Raw genomic sequence first — 25073 nt, forward strand, 5'->3', positions numbered from 1 at the left:
GTCCTTATTTATCGTTAGCGCGGAGCGTTAAGCGGATTGGTAATGTAATCCATCCCTTCAATGAATGACGCAGCGAACACAGCGGCAACATTGACGAACTTCAATTCTTTATCCATTCCGGTGACGGGCTTCATTAAAGGCAAATAATTACGCTTCGCGTCGCTCTGGATTTGGTGTAATGGCTTACCTGTAAACTCCGCATATTCCTTTAATGTCATTTTTGGCTTAATGCCATGTTCAATTAATTTATCAATGGCAAATTCCATTGCCTCATGTTCTTTCGTTGGCTTCCGCTTTGCTGGCGCTTTTTTGGCTGGCTGCGCCGGAGTCTCAGCGGCGTTACCGCCCTGAACCCGCTTCGCCCTGTCCATGATGCTTTGTGCTAGCGTTGACATACGTTATCCTCAATAGATTACCGTAGATTCATTTAAATACCCTCCCATATAGGAGGATTACTTTTGATGCTACATCCTATATAGGAGCCATGTCAATGACACTAAGTGAAAAAATTAGAGAGATTAGAAAAGCAGAAGGGCTTAGTAAGCCAAAGTTCTCTGAACTTACAGGTATCCCATTGAGTACATTAGATAAATATGACATGGGGAAGTTCGAACCTAGCGGTTCTGCACTAATGAAAATCACACTCAACCCGCAATTTAAAAAATACAGCTTATGGCTTATGACGGATGAGACAGCACCAGAAGCGGGACAGATATCCCCGTCTCTCTCCCCTGATGGGCACGGAAGCACTACCAATCACCACAAACAAATGAAGGCTGGTTAACCCTTCAACGCATAAAAGAACGCTGGTATCGGTTATAGGACAAAACAGGGGCGCACGTGTCGGTTAAATCGCTTGAGTCTGGCGGGTGGATGGTTGATGTTCGCCCACGAGGCAGAAACGGAAAACGTATCCGTAAAAAATTCACCACTAAAAATGAAGCGCAGCAATATGAGCGCTGGGTTGTCGCTACGCAAAATAATAAAGAGTGGAGGGATAAGCCTGCGGATAAACGCCCATTTACAGACCTGATAGATTTATGGTGGATGCATCACGGGCAAACTCTGAAAGATGGGGAAAATACGCGTCGAAAACTGCAAGCAATGGATCGCTATATGGGGTATCCGCGGGCGGATGAGATTACCCCGGCATTCTTCTCTGAATATCGCTCTCAGCGTCTTCAAAGTGGCATTGCACCCAAGACCGTTAATCTCGACTTTACGCGTCTCTCAGGCGTGTTCACAAGCCTTATATCGCTGGGGTTATACCATTCAGAACACCCGCTCACCGGGTTCCCTAAACTGAAAATAAACCATAGCGAAATGGGGTATCTGACACACGCTGAAATCATCGCGTTACTGGCTGGCCTGAAAGGTGATAACCGGCTGGCGGTAAAGCTCTGTCTGGCAACAGGTGGACGCTGGAAAGAGGTAACGCAACTGAAAGCGGAGCATGCCGTTAATAACCGTGTCACGTTCGTTGACACGAAGAACGGCAAAAACAGAACCGTTCCGGTTTCCGCTCAGTTATTTAAAGAGATAACCCAGTCACGCCGCCCCGTGTTATTCCCTGATGCCAGCTACGTTACCGTAAGAGAGCGCATCAAGGAGATAGGGGCGAGCCTGCCAAAAGGACAGGCTGTACACGTACTACGCCACACGTTCGCCAGTCACTTTATGATGAACGGCGGCAATATCCTTGCCCTTCAAAAGATACTCGGTCACAGCACCATTTTGCAGACGATGACCTACGCGCATTTTGCCCCGGATTACCTGCTGGATGCGGTGAGATTTAACCCGCTGGAGAACGTGGGCAGTGATCCACAAATTGACCAGGTTAGTTAATTTTAAATGCGGTTTGATTACTTTTAGTATGCTGTTAACCCTATGATTATTTAATATTTGACTGTTTTTTGAACGTAAAAAAAGGAGCCGGGAGGCTCCTTTTTGCATTATTGATGATGCATTATTGATGATGCATTACTGATGACGCATTAGTGATGATGGCCGTGACCACCGTGTCCTCTGCCACCGCGACCCCAGCCACCGCGGCGGTCGTCACGATCGTTCCAGCCTTCACGGTAACCACGCTCATAGGCGTTGTTTTTGTACCAGCCGCGATGCAGGCCATTATCATGTCTGCGCCAGCGGTCGCCGCGCCACTCATAGTGACGGTTCCAATAATCACGGTCGCGCCAGTAGCCACCGTCCCAGTATCTGCCGTAGTCGTCACGATCGCCAATTTGTAATTTAACTGATGGCAACAGGGTGATTTCGCCCGCAGTGGCGATCAGCGGGGCCGAAGCCAGTAATACCGCTGCAAGAATCAGTGACCTGAACATACTCTTTCTCCTTCACGATCGGGGCCTTTGTGGAGCCTGTTAACGCAATATTACGAGTTGGTAAAGGCTCGTTTCATCGCCTCAACTCCTAATTCATGAATGAGAGCACTTTTTGCTAAAAGTGATTTTATTTTGAGCTGTTCAGGATCCCATCAATGATTGCCAGTTCTTCCGCCGAGAAATGGCGGTTTTCCAGCATTGCCACGGCATCGTCAATCTGGGCAGTTTTACTGGCCCCAATCAGGACTGACGTTACCGACTCGTGGCGTAAAATCCACGCCAGCGCCATCTGTGACAGTTTCTGGCCGCGGCTTTCCGCCAGCGCGTTCAGTTGACGAACCTTCTCCAGCTTCTCTTCGGTGATCTGATCGGGGTTAAGGAACTTACTGCCGCTTGCCGCACGCGAGTCTGCAGGAATACCGTTCAGGTAGCGGTTAGTCAGCTGTCCCCCTGCCAGCGGCGAGAAGGGAATGCAGCCGACGCCTTTTTCCTGCAGCACGTCCAGCAGGCCTTCCTCTGGCGCACGTTCAAACATCGAATATTTCGGCTGGTGGATCAGACACGGCGTCCCAAGGTCATTCAGGATATCGATAGCCTTGCGAGCCTGTTCTGCAGGGTAATTTGATAACCCGACGTAAAGGGCTTTTCCCTGGCGCACCACATGGTCAAGCGCTTTCATGGTTTCCAGCAGTGGCGTTTGTGGGTCAGGACGGTGATGATAGAAGATATCCACATATTCCAGCCCCATACGCTTCAGGCTTTGATCCAGGCTGGCAACCAGATATTTGCGTGACCCCCAGTCGCCGTAGGGGCCATCCCACATGGTATAACCCGCTTTGGTCGAGATGATCAGCTCGTCGCGCCATGGCAGGAAATCTTCCTGCAAAATGCGACCGAAATTACGTTCGGCTGAGCCGGGAGGAGGACCGTAATTATTGGCAAGGTCGAAATGCGTAATACCCATATCGAACGCGCGTTGTAAAAGTTGACGGCTATTTTCGACAAGCGTGGCGTCGCCAAAATTGTGCCACAACCCGAGTGAGATGGCGGGCAACCTGAGTCCGCTTTGCCCGCAGCGGCGATACTGCATTGTCTGATAACGATTTTTGTCCGGCTGGTAACTCATTCTGATGCCCTCTGGTGCTGAAAGGAAAAATCAGTGTATACGTTTACATTAACGTGAAAAAAAAAGAGCATAGCGCAGCCTTTTTTGTAAAGCATTCTTTCCATGCCCTTCTTACGACCAATTCTGGACAGCCATCACGCTTCTTTAATACTCAAAGTGAGGTCAACGTCAGAAGGACACCTGTTATGCGAACCCCATACTGCGTCGCCGATTACCTGCTGGACCGTCTTACAGATTGTGGTGCCGATCATCTGTTTGGCGTGCCGGGCGACTATAACCTGCAGTTTCTCGACCACGTAATAGACAGCCCGGATATTTGTTGGGTGGGCTGTGCCAATGAGCTGAACGCATCCTATGCCGCTGACGGATACGCCCGATGTAAGGGCTTTGCCGCGCTGCTGACCACATTCGGCGTTGGGGAGTTAAGTGCCATGAACGGTATTGCCGGCAGCTATGCCGAGCATGTCCCGGTTTTACATATTGTGGGGGCGCCGGGTACGGCGGCACAGCAAAGGGGAGAGTTGCTGCATCATACGTTGGGGGATGGGGAGTTCCGTCACTTTTATCATATGAGCGAGCCGATCACCGTCGCACAGGCGGTCCTTACCGAACAAAATGCCTGTTATGAAATCGACCGTGTGTTGACAACCATGCTTCGGGAACGTCGCCCCGGTTATCTGATGTTACCCGCCGATGTGGCAAAAAAAGCCGCCACGCCGCCTGTAAACGCTCTCACTCATAAGCAGGCTCATGCCGATAGCGCCTGCCTGAAAGCGTTCCGTGATGCTGCTGAGAACAAACTGGCGATGAGCAAACGTACCGCGCTGCTGGCTGACTTCCTTGTTCTGCGCCATGGCCTGAAGCATGCGCTACAGAAGTGGGTGAAAGAGGTACCGATGGCCCATGCCACCATGCTGATGGGGAAAGGGATATTCGACGAGCGTCAGGCGGGTTTTTACGGTACATACAGTGGTTCAGCCAGCACCGGTGCGGTAAAAGAGGCGATTGAAGGGGCTGACACGGTATTGTGTGTTGGCACGCGTTTTACCGATACCCTGACGGCCGGGTTCACGCACCAGCTTACCCCGGCGCAAACCATTGAAGTCCAGCCGCATGCCGCACGCGTCGGGGATGTCTGGTTTACCGGCATCCCAATGAACCAGGCGATTGAGACGCTGGTCGAACTCTGCAAACAGCACGTGCATGCTGGCCTTATGTCGTCATCATCCGGCGCAATACCGTTCCCGCAGCCGGACGGTTCGCTTACCCAGGAGAATTTCTGGAGAACGTTGCAAACCTTTATTCGCCCGGGGGACATTATCCTTGCCGACCAGGGAACATCGGCCTTCGGCGCGATTGATTTGCGTTTACCGGCTGATGTTAACTTTATCGTCCAGCCGCTGTGGGGCTCGATTGGTTACACGCTGGCGGCGGCGTTTGGTGCACAAACCGCATGCCCGAACCGGCGCGTGATTGTGCTGACGGGGGATGGCGCGGCCCAGCTCACCATTCAGGAACTAGGCTCGATGCTGCGTGATAAACAGCACCCCATTATTCTGGTGCTCAACAACGAAGGTTACACGGTTGAGAGGGCTATCCACGGGGCGGAGCAGCGGTATAACGACATTGCTTTGTGGAACTGGACGCACATTCCGCAGGCGTTGAGCCTCGATCCTCAGTCTGAGTGCTGGCGGGTCAGTGAAGCGGAACAGCTGGCGGACGTACTTGAAAAAGTGGCGCACCACGAGCGGCTCTCGTTGATTGAGGTGATGCTCCCGAAAGCGGATATCCCGCCGCTGCTCGGGGCGCTTACCAAGGCTCTGGAAGCGCGTAATAACGCCTGATTACTTGTCGTTTCGCCAGGCCATCATCATCGGTTTGCCCGCCAGCAGGAGCCAGGCGGGCAACATCACGATACAGAGCAGGGGGAAGAGCGTTGAATCCGGCACCACTACCGCCGCCATAAACAGGCTCAGCCAGGCATCGCGCGTCACCACCAGCACCAGCCCCAGAATTGAGCAAGAGACCGTTATCGCTGCCGGCACCGCATCCACATGCTCATGCAGCATCAGCCCCAACGCCACGCCGATAAACACCGCCGGGAAGATACGCCCACCGCGGAACCCACATGCTGCAGCTACCACCAGCGCCGCCAGTTTAACCAGCGCAAACAGCAGGTAATCAGACACGCTGAACACCTGGCTGAAAGCCAACTGCTGCATTTCATCAAGGCCTTTAAACAGCGTTACCGTTCCGCCGATAGCCCCTAATACGCCCAGCATCAGACCACCCGCCCCCAGAATCAGCACCGGGTGCTTCAGCCGGTGCATCAGACGGTGCAGGCGCGGAAGGCACCATACCGCAATCATCCCGAGTGCAATGGCGATCGCGACGACGATGGCACCGCTGAAAATATCGGCAATATGCATCTGACCGTAGTGGGGCAGAGAGAGTGAGAAATGAGGATGGAAAAACAGACTGGTCGTGAGCGCACCAGCCGCAGCGGCCATCAGCGGCGCAAAGAGTTTATCCCAGAGCGGGACGTCGTTATTGCTGGTAAGCGTCTGAGAAAAAATAAGGGCGGCGGCAACGGGCGTGCCGAAAAGCGCCCCGATGGTGCCTGCAGAGGCGAGGATGGTCCAGTCCAGCGCACCGACCCGGGGTAAAATGCGCGAACCGAGAAAGACCGCCATACCAATGTTTACCGCCATGATGGGGTGTTCAGGACCAAGGCTGACACCGCCCGCCAGACCCAGGATCAACGCGATAATCAGCCCCGGCAGCGCCGAGGGGGGAACGGGCGCACCGATCAGTGGCTCAAGCGCCGGATCCGGCCCGGCGTGCCCGGGGCTAAAGCGGATCACCAGACCCACCGCAACGCCGGTGAGCGTCAGCATCAACATGATCCATCCCGGCGAATCCACGCTGACGCCCAGTTGTGCAGGAAGCGCCGTCCATAACATCGCCTGCAACACCGACGCGACTTTCATCACGACAATGAGCACCAGACTTGAGGCAACGCCAATGATCAGCGCCGGTATTGCCAGTAAGAGCATGGTTCTGGCTCGCGGATGGAGCATGATGATTTCCTTGTACAAAACGCTATTACGTTACTTTGCACAATCAGCTTTATGGCAATAGTGCAAAAGGTGCTGAAACGGTAAAGTTATTCTGTGACGAAGATCGATAATCCACGGGCATTCACCTTCCGGTCGTTGTTGTTATCACGCCTTGAACTTACAGTGTCCCAAAGATTTATTCTGACTTTAGCGGAGCAGTAGAAGAATGACAAAGTATGCTTTGGTAGGCGATGTGGGCGGCACGAATGCTCGCCTTGCCCTATGCGATGTAAATAGCGGTGAAATTTCCCGGGCGAAAACCTATTCAGGGCTGGATTATCCAAGTCTTGAGGCCGTTGTTCGGGTCTATCTTGAAGAGCAACAGGTGAGCATCGAAGACGGATGTATCGCCATTGCCTGCCCGATTACCGGTGACTGGGTGGCGATGACCAACCATGTCTGGGCATTTTCCATCGCTGAGATGAAAAAAAACCTGGGTTTTTCGCATCTTGAAATCATCAATGACTTTACTGCCGTGTCCATGGCGATCCCGATGCTGAAGCCAGAGCATCTGATTCAGTTTGGCGGTACAGCGCCAGTAGAAGGTAAGCCGATTGCGGTCTACGGTGCCGGTACCGGTCTTGGCGTTTCACATCTGGTTCACGTCGACCAGCGCTGGGTAAGTCTGCCGGGTGAGGGCGGTCACGTGGACTTTGCGCCCAACAGCGAAGAAGAGGGCATTATCCTCGAAGAGCTGCGCGCTGAAATCGGCCACGTCTCCGCCGAGCGCGTGCTTTCCGGTCCGGGTCTGGTGAATCTGTACCGGGCGATTGTAAAATCAGACGGCCGTCTGCCGGAGAATCTGCAGCCAAAAGATGTGACCGAGCGCGCGCTGGCGGATAGCTGCATCGACTGTCGCCGTGCGCTGTCGCTGTTCTGTGTGATCATGGGACGGTTTGGCGGCAACCTGGCGCTGACGCTGGGTACCTTCGGGGGAGTCTACATCGCGGGCGGGATCGTACCACGTTTCCTCGACTTCTTTACAGCCTCAGGCTTCCGCGGTGCGTTTGAAGACAAAGGTCGCTTCAGAAGCTATGTGCAGGACATTCCTGTGTACCTGATTGTGCACGATAACCCTGGCCTGCTTGGCTCGGGCGCGCACCTGCGTCAGGTACTGGGTCAAATCCTCTGACGACTATCCCTCTCCTGCGGGAGAGGGGATTTTTACAGATGCATCAGCTGGCGGAACTCTTTCACCTTGCTGCGACTCACCGGGACCTGAAAATCAAGATCCTTCAGACGCAAAATATAGGTGTTGTTAAACCACGGTTCGATCTCGCGGATCTTGTTTAGATTGACGCAAAACGAACGGTGGCAGCGGAAAAAGTGTGCCGCCGGCAGTTTGTTGCAAAACTCGGTGATGTTCATTGCCATCACGTACGATTCACGCCGTGTATAGACAAACGTCATCTTCTCGTGCGCTTCGGCATAGTAGATATCGTCGATAGGCGTCACGATGATGCGTTCATCCTTGACCAGGTTTATGGTGTCGTTTTCACGTATCGCCGGGCTTGCGTTAGCAGGCGTGGCCTGTTGTTGCCATGCGGCTTCCAGCTTTCGCAGCATGCTGACAATACGCGATTCCTGGTAAGGCTTCAGAATATAGTCAAACGCTTCCAGTTCGAAGGCTTCTACGGCGTGCTCTTTCCAGGCGGTGACGAAAACAATAAACGGCTTATGAGCAAACTGATTAATATTTTGCGCCAGTAATACACCGTCCAGCGATGGAATGTTGATATCCAGAAAAATGGCGTCGACCCGGTTATGCTGCAAGAACTTGAGCACGTCCAGACCATCCTCAAAGGTACCCACAATCTCCATCTGGCTGTGCGTTTTGATAAGCCAGCTCAGCTCCTGTTGAGCCAGAATTTCATCTTCCACGATGATGACTTTCATTGATTACTCCGGCCTATGGCAACAGTGATGTCGCCGCATGAACGGGGGAGCGTTCATTCGGGACGTAAAAAGCAATTTCGGTGCCGGGTTCGAGACGGTGAATGTGCAGTCCGTCGCCGAACAACAGCTTGACCCGGTGGTGCACGTTCAGCAGTCCAATTTTATTGCCCGGCATTTCGTTAGACTCCACGCGCTCAATGACTTTTGGATCAATACCGTGGCCGGTATCGCGCACGGCAATGCGCACGCGGTTACCGCTTTCGGTTACGCTGATGGTGACCACGCCTTTACCTTTACACGGCTGAATGCCGTGAACTATCGCGTTTTCCACCAGCGGCTGGATCAGCAGGCTTGGGATCACACAGTTGACCTCTTCATCAATATCGTAAATCACCGTGAGCTTGTCACCAAAACGGGCCTGCTCAATCGCGATATAGTCCTTGATCTGATACAGCTCTTTTTTGATGTCGATCTGCTCGTCATCGTTCAGTTCAATGTTGTAGCGCAGGTAGCGCGACAGATTGAATATAAGCTGGCGCGCGGTGTCCGGATTCATCCGGATGGAGGACGAGATGGCGTTCAGCGCGTTAAACAGAAAATGAGGATTGATTTTGCTCTGAAGCGCGCGCAGTTCTGCCTTATTTGCCATCTCGCGCAGCTGTTCTGCACGGGAAACTTCCAGCTGGGTAGAGATAATCTGCGACAGGCCGATGGCCATCTCCTGAAGCGTGGAGGTGATCTGGTGCGCGTGGCAGTAGTAGATTTTTAGCGTGCCCGTTACCACGCCTTTTTCCCACAGCGGAATCACCAGCATGGAGTGGATTTCCGGCGTTCGGTGAGCTTCATCATTGTTCTTAATGATGATTTTACCGTAGTTGATCGCCTGTCGGGTGGTGGGGCTAATGGTATCGTCATTATCGCGGTAATTGTGTTCCCCGACGCCGACATAAGCCAGTACGTGGTCGTTATTGGTAATGGCGACCGCATCGGCATGAATATCGCGGCGGATAATATCGCAGACCTGACGTAACGACTCCGCGTTCACATGGCGGAAGAGTGGCAGCGTTTTGTTGGCGATATCCAGCGCCAGCTTGGCCTGACGCGCGGCACTGGCCTCTTTTTCTCCCTCAACGCTTTGTACCAGCAGCACGATAAAACCGATGCAGACGCTGCCGAGGATCATGGGAATACCGATTTTCGAAACGATATCCAGCCCCAGTGCGATAGTGGGGGCCCACACCACCACCAGGATCATGGTCAGCGTTTCGCACACCATGCCGGCGATGATCCCGGCGCGCCAGCGCTGCTTTTTTGGGATCTTGCGGTTAATCCATCCTGACAGTACCCCGGCAATAATACTGGTAATAAAACAGGGAATTGCCGTCACGCCACCGATATCAATCAGGTAACGGTGCGTACCGGCAATCAGTCCGGTGATGACGCCGACCCACGGGCCAAACAAAATCCCGCCGGACATGACGGCAATGATACGCACGTTAACCAGCGATCCCTCGACCGGCACGCCGGACCAGGTGCTGAACAACGCGAACAGCGAGAAGATAGCGGTGACGGCCAGCAGCTCTTTTGGCGAGTGCGCAGACTTGTGCAAAAGCTCGCGGAACAGGCGAATGCGGATAAGGAAAAACAGGCAAATCAGCATTAATGCCGCGCGGTCAAAAACCGCCAGCAGCATATTGAATATTTCGTGCACGAGTAGACCAGGGAAAACGGGAAAGAACCATGATAAAAAACCTGGCGCGTATTGACCAGCTATCCGTCAGGTTTATCAAATGGGGAAAAACCCTGTTTTGCAAAGGGGATTATCAGGAGAGGGCTGAAGTCTCCCGATTTTTTTGTGATAACGCCTGAGCAGGTAACGGTTTTGATATCATCGTGTTACACAACAGATATCAGAAAGAGGCTGTCACTTCGGACGCTTCCGCTTTTCAATACAGCAGGGTTCCGATTTTAGCGCGCACTCTTTTTTTTCATTTCCCTCTCGACAGCATGATTTTTTTCAGGTTATTTTCTAAACATGCCACATCGGTGGCAGCGTCGCTCGGACGGTCCGGGCGCTAACGTTAATCTGAGGAATCTATGGCTGAATTCAGTCCTGAACGCCGTTTTACGCGTATCGATCGTCTCCCCCCTTATGTATTCAACATCACTGCTGAACTGAAAATGGCTGCGCGTCGGCGCGGCGAAGACATTATTGATTTCAGCATGGGTAACCCTGACGGCCCAACACCGCCGCATATTGTTGAGAAATTATGTACGGTTGCTCAGCGTCCGGATACGCACGGCTACTCTACCTCTCGCGGTATTCCTCGATTACGTCGTGCAATTTCTCGCTGGTATCAGGATCGCTACCAGGTCGATATCGACCCTGAAAGCGAGGCGATTGTCACCATCGGCTCAAAAGAGGGTCTGGCGCACCTGATGCTGGCGACTCTGGATCATGGTGATACCGTACTGGTGCCCAATCCGAGCTACCCGATTCACATCTATGGCGCAGTGATTGCCGGAGCGCAGGTTCGCTCCGTACCACTGGTGGAAGGGGTCGATTTCTTTAACGAACTGGAACGCGCGATTCGCGAAAGCTATCCGAAACCTAAGATGATGATCCTCGGTTTTCCCTCGAACCCGACGGCGCAGTGCGTAGAGCTCGATTTCTTTGAAAAAGTGGTCGCCCTGGCCAAACGTTACGACGTGCTGGTGGTGCATGATTTAGCCTATGCCGATATTGTCTATGACGGCTGGAAAGCCCCTTCGATTATGCAGGTTCCTGGTGCACGCGATGTGGCGGTTGAGTTCTTTACGCTGTCGAAAAGCTACAACATGGCTGGCTGGCGCATCGGCTTTATGGTGGGCAACAAGACGCTGGTGAATGCCCTGGCGCGCATCAAGAGTTATCACGACTACGGTACCTTTACCCCTCTTCAGGTCGCGGCTATTGCAGCCCTTGAAGGCGATCAGCAGTGTGTGCATGAGATTGCTGCGCAGTATAAGCGTCGCCGTGATGTGCTGGTCAAAGGGTTGCATGAAGCGGGCTGGATGGTGGACATGCCGAAAGCGTCCATGTACGTCTGGGCTAAAATTCCGGAGCCATATGCGGCAATGGGATCGCTGGAGTTTGCCAAAAAGCTGCTGCAGGACGCGAAGGTATGTGTCTCGCCGGGCATTGGCTTTGGTGATTATGGCGACACCCATGTGCGATTCGCTCTGATTGAAAACAGTGACCGCATCCGCCAGGCGGTGAGGGGCATCAAGAGTATGTTCCGCGCCGACGGACTTCTCTCATCGAAAAGCGTCACCGAACATCACGCGTCATCATGACATAAAAAAACAGGAGCCATCGGCTCCTGTTTTTTTGACTGCATGTTCTTCACTAGATCATCAGGGCAAACGTTCCGGCCCAGACTAAAACAATCACCGAAATGCCCATAAAGAAATATTTCACGTTTCATCGCTCCGCGTATCTTGTGGTACGCATTTAAAAACAGAGTCCACCTGATTATAGAGAGCTGAAGTTGGCTTATAGCGGAAATAAGATTTTTCCCGTAATACCGCCGACTTCCGCTCAGAATTCTGTGCTTTCCTGTTGCCAGACGGCGCTAATGTACGCCTAAAAATGGGGGGTGACAAGAGGGGTTTTTTTAAATAATTTCCGTCACTTACGAGTGTCGTGGAACGGCGACAGTTTGATTTCAGAACGCAATAAATTCACTTTGAGCGACGCAAAGAAAGACAGTACACAGCGTGATTACAGGTCATTGAAAAGGTTAGTTTCTTAACGAAACTAACCTTCTGGAATTTAGATATACAGCGAGGCTTCGCCAAGAGGGCGTGTTTTGAAACGGCGATGCATCCAGAGATATTGCTCGGGCGCACGCATGATTTCCATTTCGATAACTTTATTGATGAACGTAGCGGCTTCGCCTTCGTTTTCCGGATAGTTAGCCATCTCAGGGGAGATATGCAGGCGATAGCCTGATTTATCCGCTTTTCTGACCATCGTGACGGTCAACATGGATGCACCGGAAAGACGTGAAATCACAAAGGTACCATTGGTCGTGGCGACATCTTTCACCGCAAAGAACGGAGCGAAGCTACTGCCTTTACGCCCATAATCCTGGTCCGGTGCGAACCAGACGGCTTCACCTTTTTTCAGTGCGCCAACCATGCCGCGCAGGTTGTTACGGCTGATCATCGCCTTATTCGAGCGCATACGACCACGTGTCTGCACCCATTCCATCACGGCGCTGTTGTGCGGACGGTAGGTTGCCATCATCGGCTGGCAAAGCCCCATGACGCGCCCCCCCAGTTCCAGAGACATAAAGTGAACGCCAACCACCATCACGCCGCGGTTTTGCAACTGGGCACGTTTCAGGTTATCCAGGCCTTCCACATCAAACCATTTACGAACACGTTCATCAGACCAGAACCATGCCATACCGGTTTCAAGCAGAGCCATGCCGATAGATTTAAAGTTTTCAGCAATCAGTTTTTCGCGCTGTTCCGCATTGTACTGTGGAAAGCAAAGTTCGAGATTTTTACGCGCAATAGACTCACGACGTTTAAGGAAGTGGCGCGATGCGCTGCCAAGCCTGGAGCCCAGAATGCGGATTACGGGATAAGGAAGCTGAACCAGTAACCAGAGCACGCCAAGACCAAACCATGTGAACCAGTAACGCGGGTGCAGGAACGCGCGTTTGAATTTGGATTGTGACAAAATAATGGGAACCTATATAAAGTCGGTGAAAGTCACGCATTGCGTAACCACGTACCTGTTAGACCGTAGTACAAGGTCATGGTTGCAGGCTTTACCGATCTTTACGGCGTTGCCTGGCCATTGCTGACGTTGGGTGGGCGGTATAATGTAGCACCCTTTATACGGTATGTGCTATTACTCGTTCTTGATTAAAAAAGCGGCAATTCGAAAGGTCTTTGATTTTTCTGTTTTTATAAACCAGAACAGATGCGCGACGGCATCTGTTTGGATATTTTGAAAGCAGTCGTTATGCTTTCCAGGCCGCATCGCCAGGCTGTACCTGTTTATACCATGCCATCAGCGCGGCTGTACCGGGCTCTCCCTCGGCGGGGGCCCAGGTAACGAAATCCTCATCAGCCACCGGTTGATAGCCACCGTGTTTAACTTCAAAAATAACGCCGCCGTGATCCAGTGACAGCACGGCATGCCAGGTTCCCGCCTCCATCTCCAGCGCCATACACGCTTCACCTAATACGACGCGACGGGTAACGACGCCCTGGTCGTCAAAATTCAGCACGACAAAACGCCCGTGAAGGGGAAGTAACAGCTCAAAGGTATGCGGATGACGATGAGGGCGAACATAGGTGCCAGGTTCCATCGCGATGGCCAGCCGCTGAACCGGGTCGCTCAGTTCAGGATGAAAGTTACGATGCGCGCGTAAACGCGGTGCGTTAGCCGCCGCTTCACTTTGTTGCTTCAAATCGGAGAGCGTGATTTGTTTCATGATAGTTGCCTGAAAGAGAAGAGGGTCTGTGGAGCAAAGCAGTGGAATTGTAATACGGAATAACATAACCCGTATAAATGAGGGTTCAATCACTGCACATCACCTCTGGAGCATAATAACCTGTGCTGCTAAATTCTCTTTAGCGGCTAAAACGTGACTGACAGGGAAAAGCGGGTGACAGAGCAAATCGATTATCAGATTGAAAAATACAGATTTACCGAGGCGAATGAACCTCCGCGTCTTACCCGTCAGTGGGCCGACGTTTTAAGCGAGTGCAAGGCGATCCAGGCCGGGGCCGAGGCGCGTCTGCGTATTGCCCTGACCAATGTCGATTACGTTACCAGCTTTGAGCTGCCTTTCCGCCTGTTGCTCGTGCGGACTCCTCAGTTAATTGCCGGGTTGCGTGATGAACTGCAGCTCAGCCAGAAGAATGTCATTTTTAACGGGAAGCGGTTTGGCTGTGTCTGGAGCGTGAAGTCCGATTTGAGCGATGTACCTGACGTTTTTCAATATCATCTGTCCACACGTATACGGCGAGCGGAAGCGACACAATTGACCGCGGAACCTTTTCTGCAGATAGCCAAAGAAATTAAGCCCCCCACGGAACGTCTGAAGCGTGCTTTGTTAAGTGGTCTGGAGGTAACCGCGCTTGATGCGCTGTTTTGGTTTGGGATCCAGCGGATTGCTGCTGAGGTGTCGCGTCTGAGAAAGGCCGGAATGAGAATTACCACTGCGGAAAAACAGGTATTTGATAATCTTACCGGAACGACTCGCCTTGTGCCGGTGTATCGGTGCGCCGATGAGAGCATGGTGTCCCCTGCAGGAATCGAACCTGCAACTAGCCCTTAGGAGGGGCTCGTTATATCCATTTAACTAAGGGGACAAGGCGGCACGAGTATAGCCTCATTTACACTTTGCGTTAAGCTCATCTCCGCCTGACTGCTCAAAGAGTCACCATTCAGGTCGATTTTTTTGCAGATTTATCATCGTTTTCCCGCGCTTTCTGTTCGGCCTTGCGCTTATTAGACATGTCGTTACGGATTTGCGCATGGCTTAACAGTGCGAAGATAAACGTTCCGCCGCAGATATTGCCTGCCAGCGTCGGCAGGGCGAACGGCCAGAAAAAATCGCTCCAGTGAAGCGTACCATTAAAGACCAGATAGAGGATTTCAACGGTTCCGACCACGATGTGCGTGGTGTCAGCCAGCGCTATCAGCCAGGTCATTAATATGATCACGACAATTTTGGCACTGCCCGCGGAAGGAAACATCCACACCATGGTCGCGATTATCCAGCCGGAGATGATGGCATTTGAGAACATTTCGAACGGCGTGTTTTTCATTACGTCCATACCGATTTTCACGAAGGCATCCCGGGTGGGCTCATCGAATATCGGCATATATTCAAATGCCCATGCCGCCACGCCTGTACCGATGATATTCCCCAGCAGCACCACGCTCCATAAACGCATCAGTAAACCGAAATTACCGAGGGTAGGGTTTTGCATCACCGGGAGAACGGCGGTAACGGTGTTTTCAGTAAACAGCTGCTGGCGCGCCATAATGACAATCACAAAGCCAAAGGTGTAGCCGAGATTTTCAAGTAAAAACCCACCGGGTACCCCTTCCAGTTGCACATGAAATATGCCCTTGGCGAGGAGTGAGGCGCCCATCGACAAGCCTGCCGCGATGGCCGACCAAAACAGAGCCATGGCATCACGCTCCATCTCTTTTTCGCCATCCTGTCGGATATGTTCATGGATCGCCATCGCACGGGAAGGAAGGCGATCTTCATTGATTTCTATCTCCTCACCGCGCTCTTTTTCCTCGCTTTCAATTTCAATTTCCTCATTACTCTCGCCAATTTTTTCTTCACCCACTTCTTTCATAGCCACTCCAACACGATGATCTTTCTATAAAGCGTAGCGGCTTTTAATGAAATGCCCGTGGGGATGCTCTTAAATTGGCGGCAATGGCAACAAAGGCGATACATCTCATTAAAAGACATTATAAAATTGCCAGCGAAACGAATTCTAAAAGCCAGGCTATGCTGAGATCAGAGTGACGGTGGTTACTGCCCGTAATTGTGCTCGTAGACATCGGTAAACGTGCTGTTACAATCACTTGCACGTTTACAGGCGGAGCAATCTATGCTCCGTTACGGATGGCAATCAACGATAGCCATACTGAACAGGGAGATATTTATGAAACTTCGGCTGTCGGCGCTTGCGCTGGGCGCGACGATGCTTGTGGGCTGCGCCAGCTCTGGAGAGCAAACGGGACGCTCCGATCCTCTCGAAGGATTTAACCGCTCAATGTACAGCTTCAACTACAACGTGCTGGACCCGTATGTGGTTCGCCCGGTGGCAGTTGCATGGCGTGATTATGTTCCACAACCTGCGCGTAACGGGTTGAGTAACTTCACCAGTAACCTGGAAGAACCTGCGGTGATGGTGAACTACTTCCTGCAGGGCGATCCGTATCAGGGTATGGTGCACTTTACCCGCTTCTTCCTGAACTCATTGCTGGGGATGGGGGGCTTCATCGATGTTGCCGGTATGGCGAACCCGAAACTTCAGCGTGAGCAACCGCACCGTTTCGGCAGTACGATGGGGCATTATGGCGTGGGTTATGGCCCATATGTTCATCTGCCATTCTACGGCAGTTTCACCGTACGAGATGACGGCGGCGACATGGTGGATACGCTGTATCCGGTTCTGTCGTGGCTGACCTGGCCGCTGTCGGTAGGGAAATGGACGGTGGAAGGGATCGAGACGCGTGCGCAACTGCTTGATTCGGACGGTCTGCTGCGTCAGTCTTCTGACCCGTATATTATGGTCCGCGAAGCTTACTTCCAGAATCACGACTTTATTGCCAATGGCGGCAAGCTGAAGCCGGAAGAGAATCCGAACGCGAAAGCAATCGAGAACGAATTAAAAGATATCGACTCGGAATAAAGATATCGACCCGGAATAAAGAAAAAAGGTGAGCCATGCTCACCTTTTTTAATCCCTGCGCGATTAGAACGCGTAGTTGAAGTTCATGCCATACAGCCAGGCTTTACCTTCAGAAGAGAACTCATACGGCCCCTCCTTAAAGTTAACTTTTTGACCGTGCATGTAAGAGATGCCCGCATCGATAGAAGCATCTTTATTGAAGGCATAGGTTGCACCTGCGCTCAGCCAGAAGCGGTCCTGGTCCGGAATGGAGATGGAACGCTTGTCAGCCGGTACCGGACTATCATCGAAGGCAATACCGGTACGGAATGTCCAGTTGTCATCCATATAGTAGGTGGTACCCAGCGCGATACGGTAGGCATCACGGAAGCTTTCATCTTTATAGAAGAGCGTGTCACCATTGCTGTTGGTCGCTTTCAGCTCCTGGAACTGGCTCCAGCTGGTGTAGGTCAGACTATAGTGAACCGCCCACTGCGGCGCCACTTTGTTATAACCCGACAGTTCCCACATTTCTGGCAAGTGCAGGCTCAGAGAACCGCCAGTGGTACGGCCGTCGGTGCCCATTGGCAGGCCGAAGCTACCCAGAATCTGGTTATAGGCTGAAGGCAGGCTGCTCTTATAATCGCCATCGAAGTCAATTTTCACTTCGGAACGGTAGGTTAAACCGTAGCGGTTATTTTTATCGATTTCATAAAGGATACCGGCGTTCCAGCCGAAGCCCCATTCGTCACCCTTAAGGTAAGCAATCTGGGTATCTGCCGGAATACCTGCAACCTGCTGTGCCAGACCCGGAATTGGTGGCAGAGCGCCTGAGCCAGCAACGACTTTACCCAGGTCACCCGCGTAGCGCTCGATCTTCGCTTTAGCATAAACCGCATCAAAGCCGACGCCGAAGCTCCAGTGGTTGTCCAGACGGTAAGCACCGCTCAGGTTCAGGTTCAGGGTTTCAAGGTCGGTTTTACCGCCATACGCCCCTGCGGCGTAGTTATTATTAAACTCGGTAGCCAGACCGTAGTTAGACGTCACGGAAGCGCCCCAGCCGAACTGGTCATTAATTGGCGCAACGAAGTGCAGGTTTGGCACCCAGGCTGTTGGCGCGATGTTGTCTGCCTTCAGGCTGGCGCCTGTTGGCGAGCGGCCCGAGATATCAACACCCGGATCAACAAAGATTGCACCAGCAGAGAAGGTCGGACGATCGAACATCATGATCAGTGCAGGGTTACGACTCGCGTTGCCCGCATCATCAGCAATTGCGCCTTCCCCGGAATACGCACGGCCAAGGCCAGAGGAAGAAAATTCGTTTAACTGAAAGCCCGCGGACCAGGCGGACGTAGAGACGATTGCCACTGCGACTGCCAGCGCAGTCTTTTTGAACAGGGTTTTCTGGCTCATGACCATAACCTCATTGAGTTATTTTTATTCAATAATTGTTACATACCGTAACAGGAGCGCGAAGTGTAGGGTCTGAGGTATGACATACAAATCAGACCAGTGGCGAGAGTATAGGTCTGACCAGCCAGAATGTTGCAAGTTTGTTTATTAATATTTTCAAACATGTTTCTTGAAACGAGATCTGGTTGGCAAAATTGTGACCATTGCGAATCGTCTGAAAGGGTGATTTTTGTTCTAGATCATTTTTTAGTGTGATATTGGTCACTTATCCGCTTTTGCGCCATTAACGGCTGGAGAGAGCCAGCCCCGGGGCGTAAAATAGCAGCATCGTGTTTATCTCGCGCCTTGCGCGAATACAGAGGAAATTGAGCTATGAGTAAATGCAGTGCTGATGAAACCCCGGTTTGCTGCTGTATGGATGTTGGTACCATCATGGACAACTCCGATTGCACCGCCTCTTACAGCCGTGTATTCAGCAACCGCGCCGAAGCGGAAGAAACCCTGGCCGCACTGAGCAAACGTGCACGTGAGGTCGAATCCGATCCGTGCGAAATCAAATCCACCTTTACTGACGTGGACGGCGGTGTGAAGCTGGATATCGACTTTGTGTTCGCCTGCGAGGCGGAAACGCTAATTTTCCAGTTGGGTCTGCGCTAACCTCAACGGCGTAATGCCCTCATCCTGGCCCCTCTCTCACAGAAGAGGGTGCACACTAAAACGGTAACCTTCGGGTTACCGTTTTGCTTTTGTTTTCGCAGAGACATTTTCTTTTTCTTCTCTGTGCCTTAGCTCGCACTTTTTCGTTTCCCTGATTGGCTGAATGTAAAATAATGGTTAAGACTGTTATCAGGTCAGACCACTTTATGTTTGAGTAAAAAATTTTACAGGGGAAGGTTATGAGTCAGGCGTTACCGCTTATTACCCGTCAGGGCGATCGCATTGCCATTGTCAGTGGATTACGTACGCCATTTGCACGTCAGGCGACAGCGTTTCATGGCATACCGGCTGTCGATCTGGGGAAAATGGTGGTGGGGGAGATGCTGGCTCGCAGCGAAATTCCGCCTGAGGTCATCGAGCAGCTGGTTTTTGGCCAGGTTGTGCAGATGCCTGAAGCACCCAATATTGCACGCGAAATCGTCCTCGGTACGGGGATGAACGTCCACACTGATGCCTACAGCGTCAGCCGGGCATGTGCTACCAGTTTCCAGGCGGTGGCTAACGTGGCTGAAAGCCTGATGGCAGGTACCATTCGCGCTGGGATCGCCGGCGGGGCGGACTCCTCTTCGGTTCTGCCGATTGGGGTCAGTAAAAAGCTGGCCCGGATCCTGGTTGACGCCAACAAAGCCCGTACCGTCGGTCAGAAACTCAAACTTTTCTCCCGCTTACGCCTGCGTGACCTTATGCCTGTACCGCCCGCAGTGGCGGAGTATTCCACCGGTCTGAGAATGGGCGATACCGCCGAGCAGATGGCAAAAACTTACGGGATCACCCGTGAGCAGCAGGATGCGCTGGCTCATCGCTCACATCAGCTGGCGGCGAAAGCCTGGTCGGAAGGCAAACTGGCTGATGAAGTCATGACGGCGTACATCCCGCCATACCGTGAACCGCTCTCAGAAGATAACAATATTCGCGGTAGCTCGACGATGGCGGATTACGCCAGGCTCCGTCCGGCATTTGACCGCAAACACGGTACCGTCACGGCCGCCAACAGTACTCCGCTGACGGACGGTGCCGCCGCGGTGATCCTGATGACGGAATCCCGTGCCAAAGAGCTGGGCATAAAACCGCTGGGCTACCTGCGCAGCTATGCCTTCACGGCGATTGATGTGTGGCAGGACATGTTGTTAGGGCCGGCGTGGTCCACACCGCTGGCGCTGGAACGCGCGGGACTGACCCTCGCGGATTTAACCCTCATTGATATGCACGAAGCCTTTGCCGCACAAACCCTGGCAAACATACAACTGCTGGCGAGTGAACGTTTCGCGCGCGATGTTCTTGGCCGAGCCCATGCCACTGGCGAAGTGGATCAGAGCAAATTTAACGTCCTGGGTGGTTCCATCGCCTACGGTCATCCATTTGCGGCGACGGGGGCGAGAATGATCACCCAGACATTACATGAGTTACGCCGCCGGGGCGGTGGTTTTGGTCTCGTAACCGCCTGCGCAGCGGGTGGTCTGGGCGTGGCAATGGTTCTGGAGGCTGAATAATGGATATGCCATCTGCATTTAATCTGACGGTACGCCTCGATAACGTCGCCGTTATTACTATCGATGTTCCCAACGAGAAGATGAACACCCTGAAAGCCGAGTTCGGCGTTCAGGTGCGCGCGATGCTAAAGCAGATCCGCGAGAACAAAGCGATTCGCGGCCTGGTGTTTATCTCGGCGAAACCGGACAACTTTATTGCCGGAGCCGATATCAACATGATTGCCCGGGCGCAAAACGCACAGGAAGCCGAAGAGCTGGCGCGTCAGGGGCAACAGGTCATGGCGGAGATCCATGCGCTGTCTATCCCGGTCATCGCGGCGATCCACGGTGCCTGTCTGGGCGGTGGGCTGGAGCTGGCGTTGGCCTGTCACAGCCGCATTTGTACCGACGATGCGAAAACCGTTCTGGGCCTGCCTGAAGTGCAGTTAGGCCTCCTGCCAGGCTCCGGCGGGACGCAGCGTCTGCCGCGTCTGGTTGGGGTCAGCACTGCGCTGGAAATGATATTAACCGGCAAACAACTGCGTGCCCGTCAGGCGCTGAAAGCCGGCTTGGTCGACGAGGTGGTTCCTCACGCTATTTTGCTTGAGGCGGCGGTTGAACTGGCGCTCAAAGGACGGCAGGCAAAACGTCCTCTGCCGGTGCGTGAGCGCGTGCTGGCCGGGCCACTGGGCCGCACACTCCTGTTCAGCATGGCGGGCAAGAAAACCGAACAAAAAACCAAAGGCAACTACCCGGCGGCGAAACGTATCCTTGAGGTTATTGAAGTGGGGTTATCTCAGGGCAGCAGCAGCGGCTATGCCGCAGAAGCAAAAGCCTTTGGCGAGCTGGCGATGACGCCGCAGTCTCAGGCGCTGCGTAACATCTTTTTTGCCAGTACAGAGGTAAAAAAAGACCCCGGCAGCGAGGCGCAGCCTGCCCCGCTGCATGCCATTGGCGTACTGGGGGGCGGGCTGATGGGGGGCGGAATATCTTTTGTTACCGCCAGCAAAGGCAAATTGCCTGTACGTATCAAAGACATCAATGCGAAGGGAATCAATCACGCGCTGCAGTACAGCTGGCAGAACCTTGATCAAAAGGTTAAGCGCCGCCATATCAAGGCCAATGAGCGTGATAAAACCCTGGCACTGATCTCCGGCACGACAGACTACAGCGGTTTTGCCCATCGCGATCTGGTGATTGAAGCGGTGTTTGAAGACCTGGCGCTTAAGCAGCAGATGGTGGCTGACGTTGAGCAACATTGCGCACCCCATACCATTTTTGCGTCGAACACCTCGTCATTGCCCATTGGCGATATTGCGGCCAGAGCCCAGCGTCCGGAGCAGGTGATTGGCCTGCACTATTTCAGTCCGGTTGAAAAAATGCCGCTGGTGGAAGTTATCCCGCACGCCAGCACCAGCCCGCAAACCGTTGCTACCGTGGTTAAACTGGCCAAAATGCAGGGTAAGACACCGATAGTGGTGGCGGACAAAGCCGGCTTTTATGTTAACCGCATTCTGGCGCCTTATATAAATGAAGCGATGCGGCTGCTGACGGAAGGGGAGAAGATCGAACACGTCGACGAGGCGCTGGTGAAGTTTGGGTTCCCCGTTGGCCCAATCCAACTTTTGGATGAGGTGGGAATCGACACCGGCACTAAAATTATACCTGTGCTGGAAGATGCTTATGGAGATCGTTTTAGCCCGCCTGCAAACATTGTTTCTGCAATTTTGAAGGACGATCGCAAAGGCAGAAAAAATGAACGCGGTTTCTATCTTTACGGCGCGAAAGGGCGTAAAAGCAAGAAACAGGTCGACCCTTCGGTTTATGGGCTTATTCCGACAACCGGTCAGGGAAAACTGTCACCCGTTCAGTGTGCTGAACGCTGTGTGATGATGATGCTTAATGAAGCGGCACGCTGCTTTGGTGAGCAGGTGATTAAAAGCGCGCGCGATGGTGACATCGGTGCGGTATTTGGCATTGGTTTCCCGCCGTTCCTCGGCGGCCCGTTCCGTTACATGGACACTCTCGGTGCGGGTGAAGTGGTTGCAATCCTGCAACGTCTGGCCTCGCAATACGGTCCACGGTTTACACCGTGTGACGAATTATTGCAGATGGCGGAACGGGGCCAGACATTTTGGCCTTCAAGGGAAACTGTCCTCGTAAGTTGAGGTCAAAAAAGGGTAAATCCTGAAGTGTATGAACCTGTTTTGGCGATTTTGTAAACAGAGATTGACTATACTTACGCCATTGAGGTAAAAAACAGCGTTTCATTCACCGAATGGATCAGGCACAATGCCCGACCATCGGGTTTTCTACCTCGGAGCGGTAATCGCGGGTAGTCAACGCCGGTGATTCTGGTTAACAAAAGCGGTGCAATATGCAAGTTTTTATCATGCGTCACGGCGACGCGGCACTCGATGCCGCCAGTGACTCAGTACGTCCTTTGACCGTCTGTGGCTGCGACGAATCTCGTCTGATGGCGACCTGGCTTAAAGGTCAAAAAGTGGACATCGAACGCGTTCTGGTGAGTCCGTTCCTGCGTGCAGAACAGACGCTGGAAGTGGTGGGGGAGTGTATGAACCTGCCAGCCAGTGTGGATGTTCTCCCGGAACTCACCCCGTGCGGTGATGTCGGCCTTGTCAGCGCTTATCTTCAGGTGCTGTGCAATGAAGGTGTCGCTTCCGCGCTGGTCATTTCCCACCTGCCACTCGTTGGCTATCTGGTATCTGAGCTGTGCCCGGGCGAGACGCCGCCGATGTTCACGACTTCCGCCATTGCCAACGTCGCTCTCGACGAAACGGGCAAAGGGGTCTTCAACTGGCAAATGAGTCCGTGCAATCTGAAGATGGCAAAAGCTATCTGATGTGACGTGCGATATGGCGGGGAGCAGAACATGCCTCCCGCCGTCCTGTCAGGGTAATTCTGGCGGCTGCCACTCTTCTACTTCAATCAACACCAGTAATGCGGCATCTCCGCCGTACTCTTTGGGTGCCTGATGAAACGCCATCACGTGGGGATGCTGAGCCAGCCACAGCGGTGTTTGTTGCTTCAGGATATGTTTGCCGTGGCCGTGCATCACGCAGGCGCAGAAAACATGTTCGCGACGACAGGCGGCAATTAACGCGCCCAGCTCCTGCTTCGCCTGCATCTGCGTCAAACCGTGCAGATCAAGAAACAGTTCGGGCGAGTAATCCCCCCGGCGTAATTTTTTCAGCTCAAAGTGGCTGACATCTTCCCGTACGTACTTCACCGCGCCCTGCGTATTGAGCAGTGGCTGAAATTCATCTGAAAAATAGTGGCTATTATCCGCCTGCTCCTGGAGCAATCGCTTGACCGGGACTTCCGTGATTTTTTTGCGCATCGGACGGTGGACAATGATGTCCTGCTTGATTTGACGCGTCCCGGTCATCAGCTGTCGGAAGAGCGCCTGATCCTCCTCGCTAAGGGATGTTTTCTTTTTCATGGGTCATTCTCATCTCGTATTTCCGACAGTGTACCCGACTAAACGCATTTTTTAACCTCAAGCGCGACGCGTCATTGCTGATTTATCGCCGTCTTCATGGCAAACTAGCCGCCGAAAATTATGCGAGCATGCCCTGGAGGAAAGAGTGGATAAAATTTTTGTCGATGAAGCAGTAAACGAGCTGCATACCATACAGGACATGTTGCGCTGGTCGGTTAGCCGCTTCAGCGCCGCCAATATCTGGTACGGGCACGGTACCGATAACCCGTGGGATGAGGCCGTTCAACTGGTGCTGCCGTCCCTCTACCTGCCGCTCGATATTCCGGAAGACATGCGTACCGCACGCCTGACCTCCAGCGAAAAGCACCGTATCGTGGAGCGTGTTATCCGCCGCGTTAACGAGCGCATTCCGGTTGCCTATCTGACCAACAAAGCCTGGTTCTGTGGTCACGAGTTCTATGTTGATGAACGCGTTCTGGTGCCGCGCTCGCCGATTGGCGAACTGATCAACAACCACTTTGAAGGCCTGATTAACCATCAGCCAGAGCATATCCTTGATATGTGTACCGGCAGCGGCTGTATCGCGATTGCCTGTGCGTACGCCTTCCCGGAAGCGGAAGTGGATGCCGTGGATATCTCCACCGATGCGCTGGCTGTGACCGAGCACAATATTGAAGAGCACGGTCTGATCCATCATGTTACGCCAATCCGCTCCGATCTGTTCCGCGATCTGCCAACGCTGCAGTACGATCTGATCGTCACCAACCCGCCGTATGTTGATGCGGAAGACATGTCCGATCTGCCAAACGAATATCGCCACGAGCCGGAGCTGGGTCTGGCGTCAGGCTCTGATGGCCTGAAGCTTACCCGTCGCATTCTGGCCTGCGCGCCGGATTATCTGACCGACGACGGTGTTCTGATTTGTGAAGTGGGCAACAGCATGGTACATCTGATAGAGCAGTACCCGGATGTGCCGTTCACCTGGCTCGAGTTCGATAACGGCGGTGACGGCGTCTTTATGCTGACCAAAGCGCAGCTGCTTGACGCGCGCGAATACTTCAGCATTTACAAAGATTAATCCAGCGGGCTTCGGCCCGT

24 protein-coding genes and 1 tRNA gene are annotated in these 25073 nt (G+C 52.9%); 12 read left to right on the plus strand and 13 right to left on the minus strand.

Features of this window, described 5'->3' with window-relative positions; translation table 11 throughout:
- Window positions 1-14: 14 nt before the first annotated feature.
- Window positions 15-395 (minus strand): hypothetical protein, encoded by a 381-nt coding sequence (locus tag AAIR21_RS16370; protein WP_434681577.1) that lies wholly within the window; start codon window positions 393-395, stop codon window positions 15-17.
- 95 nt (window positions 396-490) lie between these two features.
- Between AAIR21_RS16370 and AAIR21_RS16375 the strand changes: the two genes are divergently transcribed.
- Window positions 491-784 (plus strand): helix-turn-helix domain-containing protein, encoded by a 294-nt coding sequence (locus AAIR21_RS16375; RefSeq protein WP_434681579.1) that lies wholly within the window; start codon window positions 491-493, stop codon window positions 782-784.
- Between the two features lie 56 nt (window positions 785-840).
- Entirely contained in the window at window positions 841-1845 is a 1005-nt protein-coding gene (locus AAIR21_RS16380) for a phage integrase (RefSeq protein WP_434681581.1), read from the plus strand.
- 149 nt (window positions 1846-1994) lie between these two features.
- On the opposite strand, the gene AAIR21_RS16385 is transcribed toward AAIR21_RS16380, so the two are convergent.
- Together AAIR21_RS16385 and mgrA are read right to left on the minus strand one after the other, a co-directional pair.
- The gene (locus AAIR21_RS16385; RefSeq protein WP_063214681.1) at window positions 1995-2342 is read right to left on the minus strand and encodes a DUF2502 domain-containing protein; all 348 of its coding nucleotides are present in this window, start codon (window positions 2340-2342) and stop codon (window positions 1995-1997) included.
- Window positions 2343-2469: 127 nt separating this feature from the next.
- The gene (gene mgrA / locus AAIR21_RS16390) at window positions 2470-3468 is read right to left on the minus strand and encodes an L-glyceraldehyde 3-phosphate reductase (RefSeq protein ID WP_183516120.1); all 999 of its coding nucleotides are present in this window, start codon (window positions 3466-3468) and stop codon (window positions 2470-2472) included.
- 185 nt (window positions 3469-3653) lie between these two features.
- On the opposite strand from mgrA, the gene ipdC reads away from it, so the two are divergent.
- On the plus strand, window positions 3654-5312 hold the full coding sequence (ipdC, locus tag AAIR21_RS16395) for an indolepyruvate decarboxylase (protein ID WP_040018082.1): 1659 nt from the start codon (window positions 3654-3656) through the stop codon (window positions 5310-5312).
- On the opposite strand, the gene AAIR21_RS16400 is transcribed toward ipdC, so the two are convergent.
- A complete protein-coding gene (locus AAIR21_RS16400; RefSeq protein ID WP_020883101.1) occupies window positions 5313-6548 on the minus strand; it encodes an ion channel protein in 1236 nt (411 codons plus the stop codon).
- Window positions 6549-6753: 205 nt separating this feature from the next.
- On the opposite strand from AAIR21_RS16400, the gene glk reads away from it, so the two are divergent.
- Window positions 6754-7719 carry a glucokinase gene (glk, locus tag AAIR21_RS16405; protein ID WP_014171063.1) on the plus strand — a complete coding sequence of 322 codons (966 nt, stop codon included), beginning with the start codon at window positions 6754-6756 and terminating at the stop codon, window positions 7717-7719.
- Window positions 7720-7751: 32 nt separating this feature from the next.
- Here the strand turns inward: glk and AAIR21_RS16410 are convergent, their stop codons facing one another.
- Both AAIR21_RS16410 and AAIR21_RS16415 read right to left on the minus strand, forming a co-directional pair.
- Window positions 7752-8483 (minus strand): LytR/AlgR family response regulator transcription factor, encoded by a 732-nt coding sequence (locus AAIR21_RS16410; protein ID WP_020883103.1) that lies wholly within the window; start codon window positions 8481-8483, stop codon window positions 7752-7754.
- A 13-nt stretch (window positions 8484-8496) separates the two neighbouring features.
- Window positions 8497-10194, minus strand: coding sequence for a sensor histidine kinase (locus AAIR21_RS16415; RefSeq protein ID WP_025203510.1), 1698 nt, complete (start codon window positions 10192-10194; stop codon window positions 8497-8499).
- A 386-nt stretch (window positions 10195-10580) separates the two neighbouring features.
- On the opposite strand from AAIR21_RS16415, the gene alaC reads away from it, so the two are divergent.
- Complete coding sequence (gene alaC, locus AAIR21_RS16420; RefSeq protein WP_025203511.1) at window positions 10581-11819, plus strand: alanine transaminase; 1239 nt, start codon at window positions 10581-10583, stop codon at window positions 11817-11819.
- A 52-nt stretch (window positions 11820-11871) separates the two neighbouring features.
- Here the strand turns inward: alaC and ypdK are convergent, their stop codons facing one another.
- The 3 genes from ypdK to AAIR21_RS16435 all read right to left on the minus strand — a co-directional run bounded on the left by ypdK (window position 11872) and on the right by AAIR21_RS16435 (window position 13978).
- Window positions 11872-11943 (minus strand): membrane protein YpdK, encoded by a 72-nt coding sequence (ypdK, locus tag AAIR21_RS16425; RefSeq protein ID WP_099458937.1) that lies wholly within the window; start codon window positions 11941-11943, stop codon window positions 11872-11874.
- 354 nt (window positions 11944-12297) lie between these two features.
- Window positions 12298-13218: a kdo(2)-lipid IV(A) palmitoleoyltransferase gene (gene lpxP / locus AAIR21_RS16430; protein ID WP_025203512.1), complete on the minus strand. Its 921-nt coding sequence runs from the start codon at window positions 13216-13218 to the stop codon at window positions 12298-12300.
- A 283-nt stretch (window positions 13219-13501) separates the two neighbouring features.
- Window positions 13502-13978 (minus strand): WbuC family cupin fold metalloprotein, encoded by a 477-nt coding sequence (locus tag AAIR21_RS16435; RefSeq protein ID WP_183516121.1) that lies wholly within the window; start codon window positions 13976-13978, stop codon window positions 13502-13504.
- Between the two features lie 174 nt (window positions 13979-14152).
- Here AAIR21_RS16435 and AAIR21_RS16440 point away from each other — a divergent pair, with 174 nt between their 5' ends.
- Window positions 14153-14827, plus strand: coding sequence for a helix-turn-helix domain-containing protein (locus AAIR21_RS16440; protein ID WP_183516637.1), 675 nt, complete (start codon window positions 14153-14155; stop codon window positions 14825-14827).
- On the opposite strand, the gene AAIR21_RS16445 is transcribed toward AAIR21_RS16440, so the two are convergent.
- Both AAIR21_RS16445 and AAIR21_RS16450 read right to left on the minus strand, forming a co-directional pair.
- Window positions 14787-14861, minus strand: a tRNA-Arg gene (locus AAIR21_RS16445). The two genes, AAIR21_RS16440 and AAIR21_RS16445, sit on opposite strands and share 41 nt — an antisense overlap.
- A gap of 75 nt (window positions 14862-14936) precedes the next feature.
- Window positions 14937-15866: a formate/nitrite transporter family protein gene (locus tag AAIR21_RS16450; protein WP_020883107.1), complete on the minus strand. Its 930-nt coding sequence runs from the start codon at window positions 15864-15866 to the stop codon at window positions 14937-14939.
- 315 nt (window positions 15867-16181) lie between these two features.
- On the opposite strand from AAIR21_RS16450, the gene mlaA reads away from it, so the two are divergent.
- A complete protein-coding gene (gene mlaA, locus AAIR21_RS16455) occupies window positions 16182-16934 on the plus strand; it encodes a phospholipid-binding lipoprotein MlaA (protein WP_020883108.1) in 753 nt (250 codons plus the stop codon).
- Between the two features lie 63 nt (window positions 16935-16997).
- Here the strand turns inward: mlaA and fadL are convergent, their stop codons facing one another.
- Window positions 16998-18326, minus strand: a complete 1329-nt coding sequence (gene fadL, locus AAIR21_RS16460) for a long-chain fatty acid transporter FadL (RefSeq protein ID WP_020883109.1) — start codon at window positions 18324-18326, stop codon at window positions 16998-17000.
- Between the two features lie 372 nt (window positions 18327-18698).
- Between fadL and AAIR21_RS16465 the strand changes: the two genes are divergently transcribed.
- The 4 genes from AAIR21_RS16465 (at window position 18699) to sixA (ending at window position 23375) form a co-directional block, all read left to right on the plus strand.
- Window positions 18699-18983 (plus strand): YfcZ/YiiS family protein, encoded by a 285-nt coding sequence (locus AAIR21_RS16465; protein WP_014171053.1) that lies wholly within the window; start codon window positions 18699-18701, stop codon window positions 18981-18983.
- 239 nt (window positions 18984-19222) lie between these two features.
- Window positions 19223-20533 (plus strand): acetyl-CoA C-acyltransferase FadI, encoded by a 1311-nt coding sequence (fadI, locus tag AAIR21_RS16470; protein WP_020883110.1) that lies wholly within the window; start codon window positions 19223-19225, stop codon window positions 20531-20533.
- Complete coding sequence (gene fadJ, locus AAIR21_RS16475) at window positions 20533-22680, plus strand: fatty acid oxidation complex subunit alpha FadJ (RefSeq protein ID WP_020883111.1); 2148 nt, start codon at window positions 20533-20535, stop codon at window positions 22678-22680. Before fadI ends, fadJ begins: the two co-directional genes overlap by 1 nt.
- Window positions 22681-22889: 209 nt before the next feature.
- Window positions 22890-23375 (plus strand): phosphohistidine phosphatase SixA, encoded by a 486-nt coding sequence (gene sixA, locus AAIR21_RS16480; protein ID WP_020883112.1) that lies wholly within the window; start codon window positions 22890-22892, stop codon window positions 23373-23375.
- A 48-nt stretch (window positions 23376-23423) separates the two neighbouring features.
- On the opposite strand, the gene smrB is transcribed toward sixA, so the two are convergent.
- Window positions 23424-23975: an endonuclease SmrB gene (smrB, locus tag AAIR21_RS16485; RefSeq protein ID WP_014171047.1), complete on the minus strand. Its 552-nt coding sequence runs from the start codon at window positions 23973-23975 to the stop codon at window positions 23424-23426.
- 145 nt (window positions 23976-24120) lie between these two features.
- On the opposite strand from smrB, the gene prmB reads away from it, so the two are divergent.
- Entirely contained in the window at window positions 24121-25053 is a 933-nt protein-coding gene (gene prmB, locus AAIR21_RS16490) for a 50S ribosomal protein L3 N(5)-glutamine methyltransferase (RefSeq protein ID WP_014171046.1), read from the plus strand.
- Window positions 25054-25073 lie beyond the last annotated feature (20 nt).

This window comes from Enterobacter sp. PTB (assembly GCF_051130085.1).
GTDB classification, from domain to species: Bacteria; Pseudomonadota; Gammaproteobacteria; order Enterobacterales; family Enterobacteriaceae; genus Enterobacter; species Enterobacter ludwigii.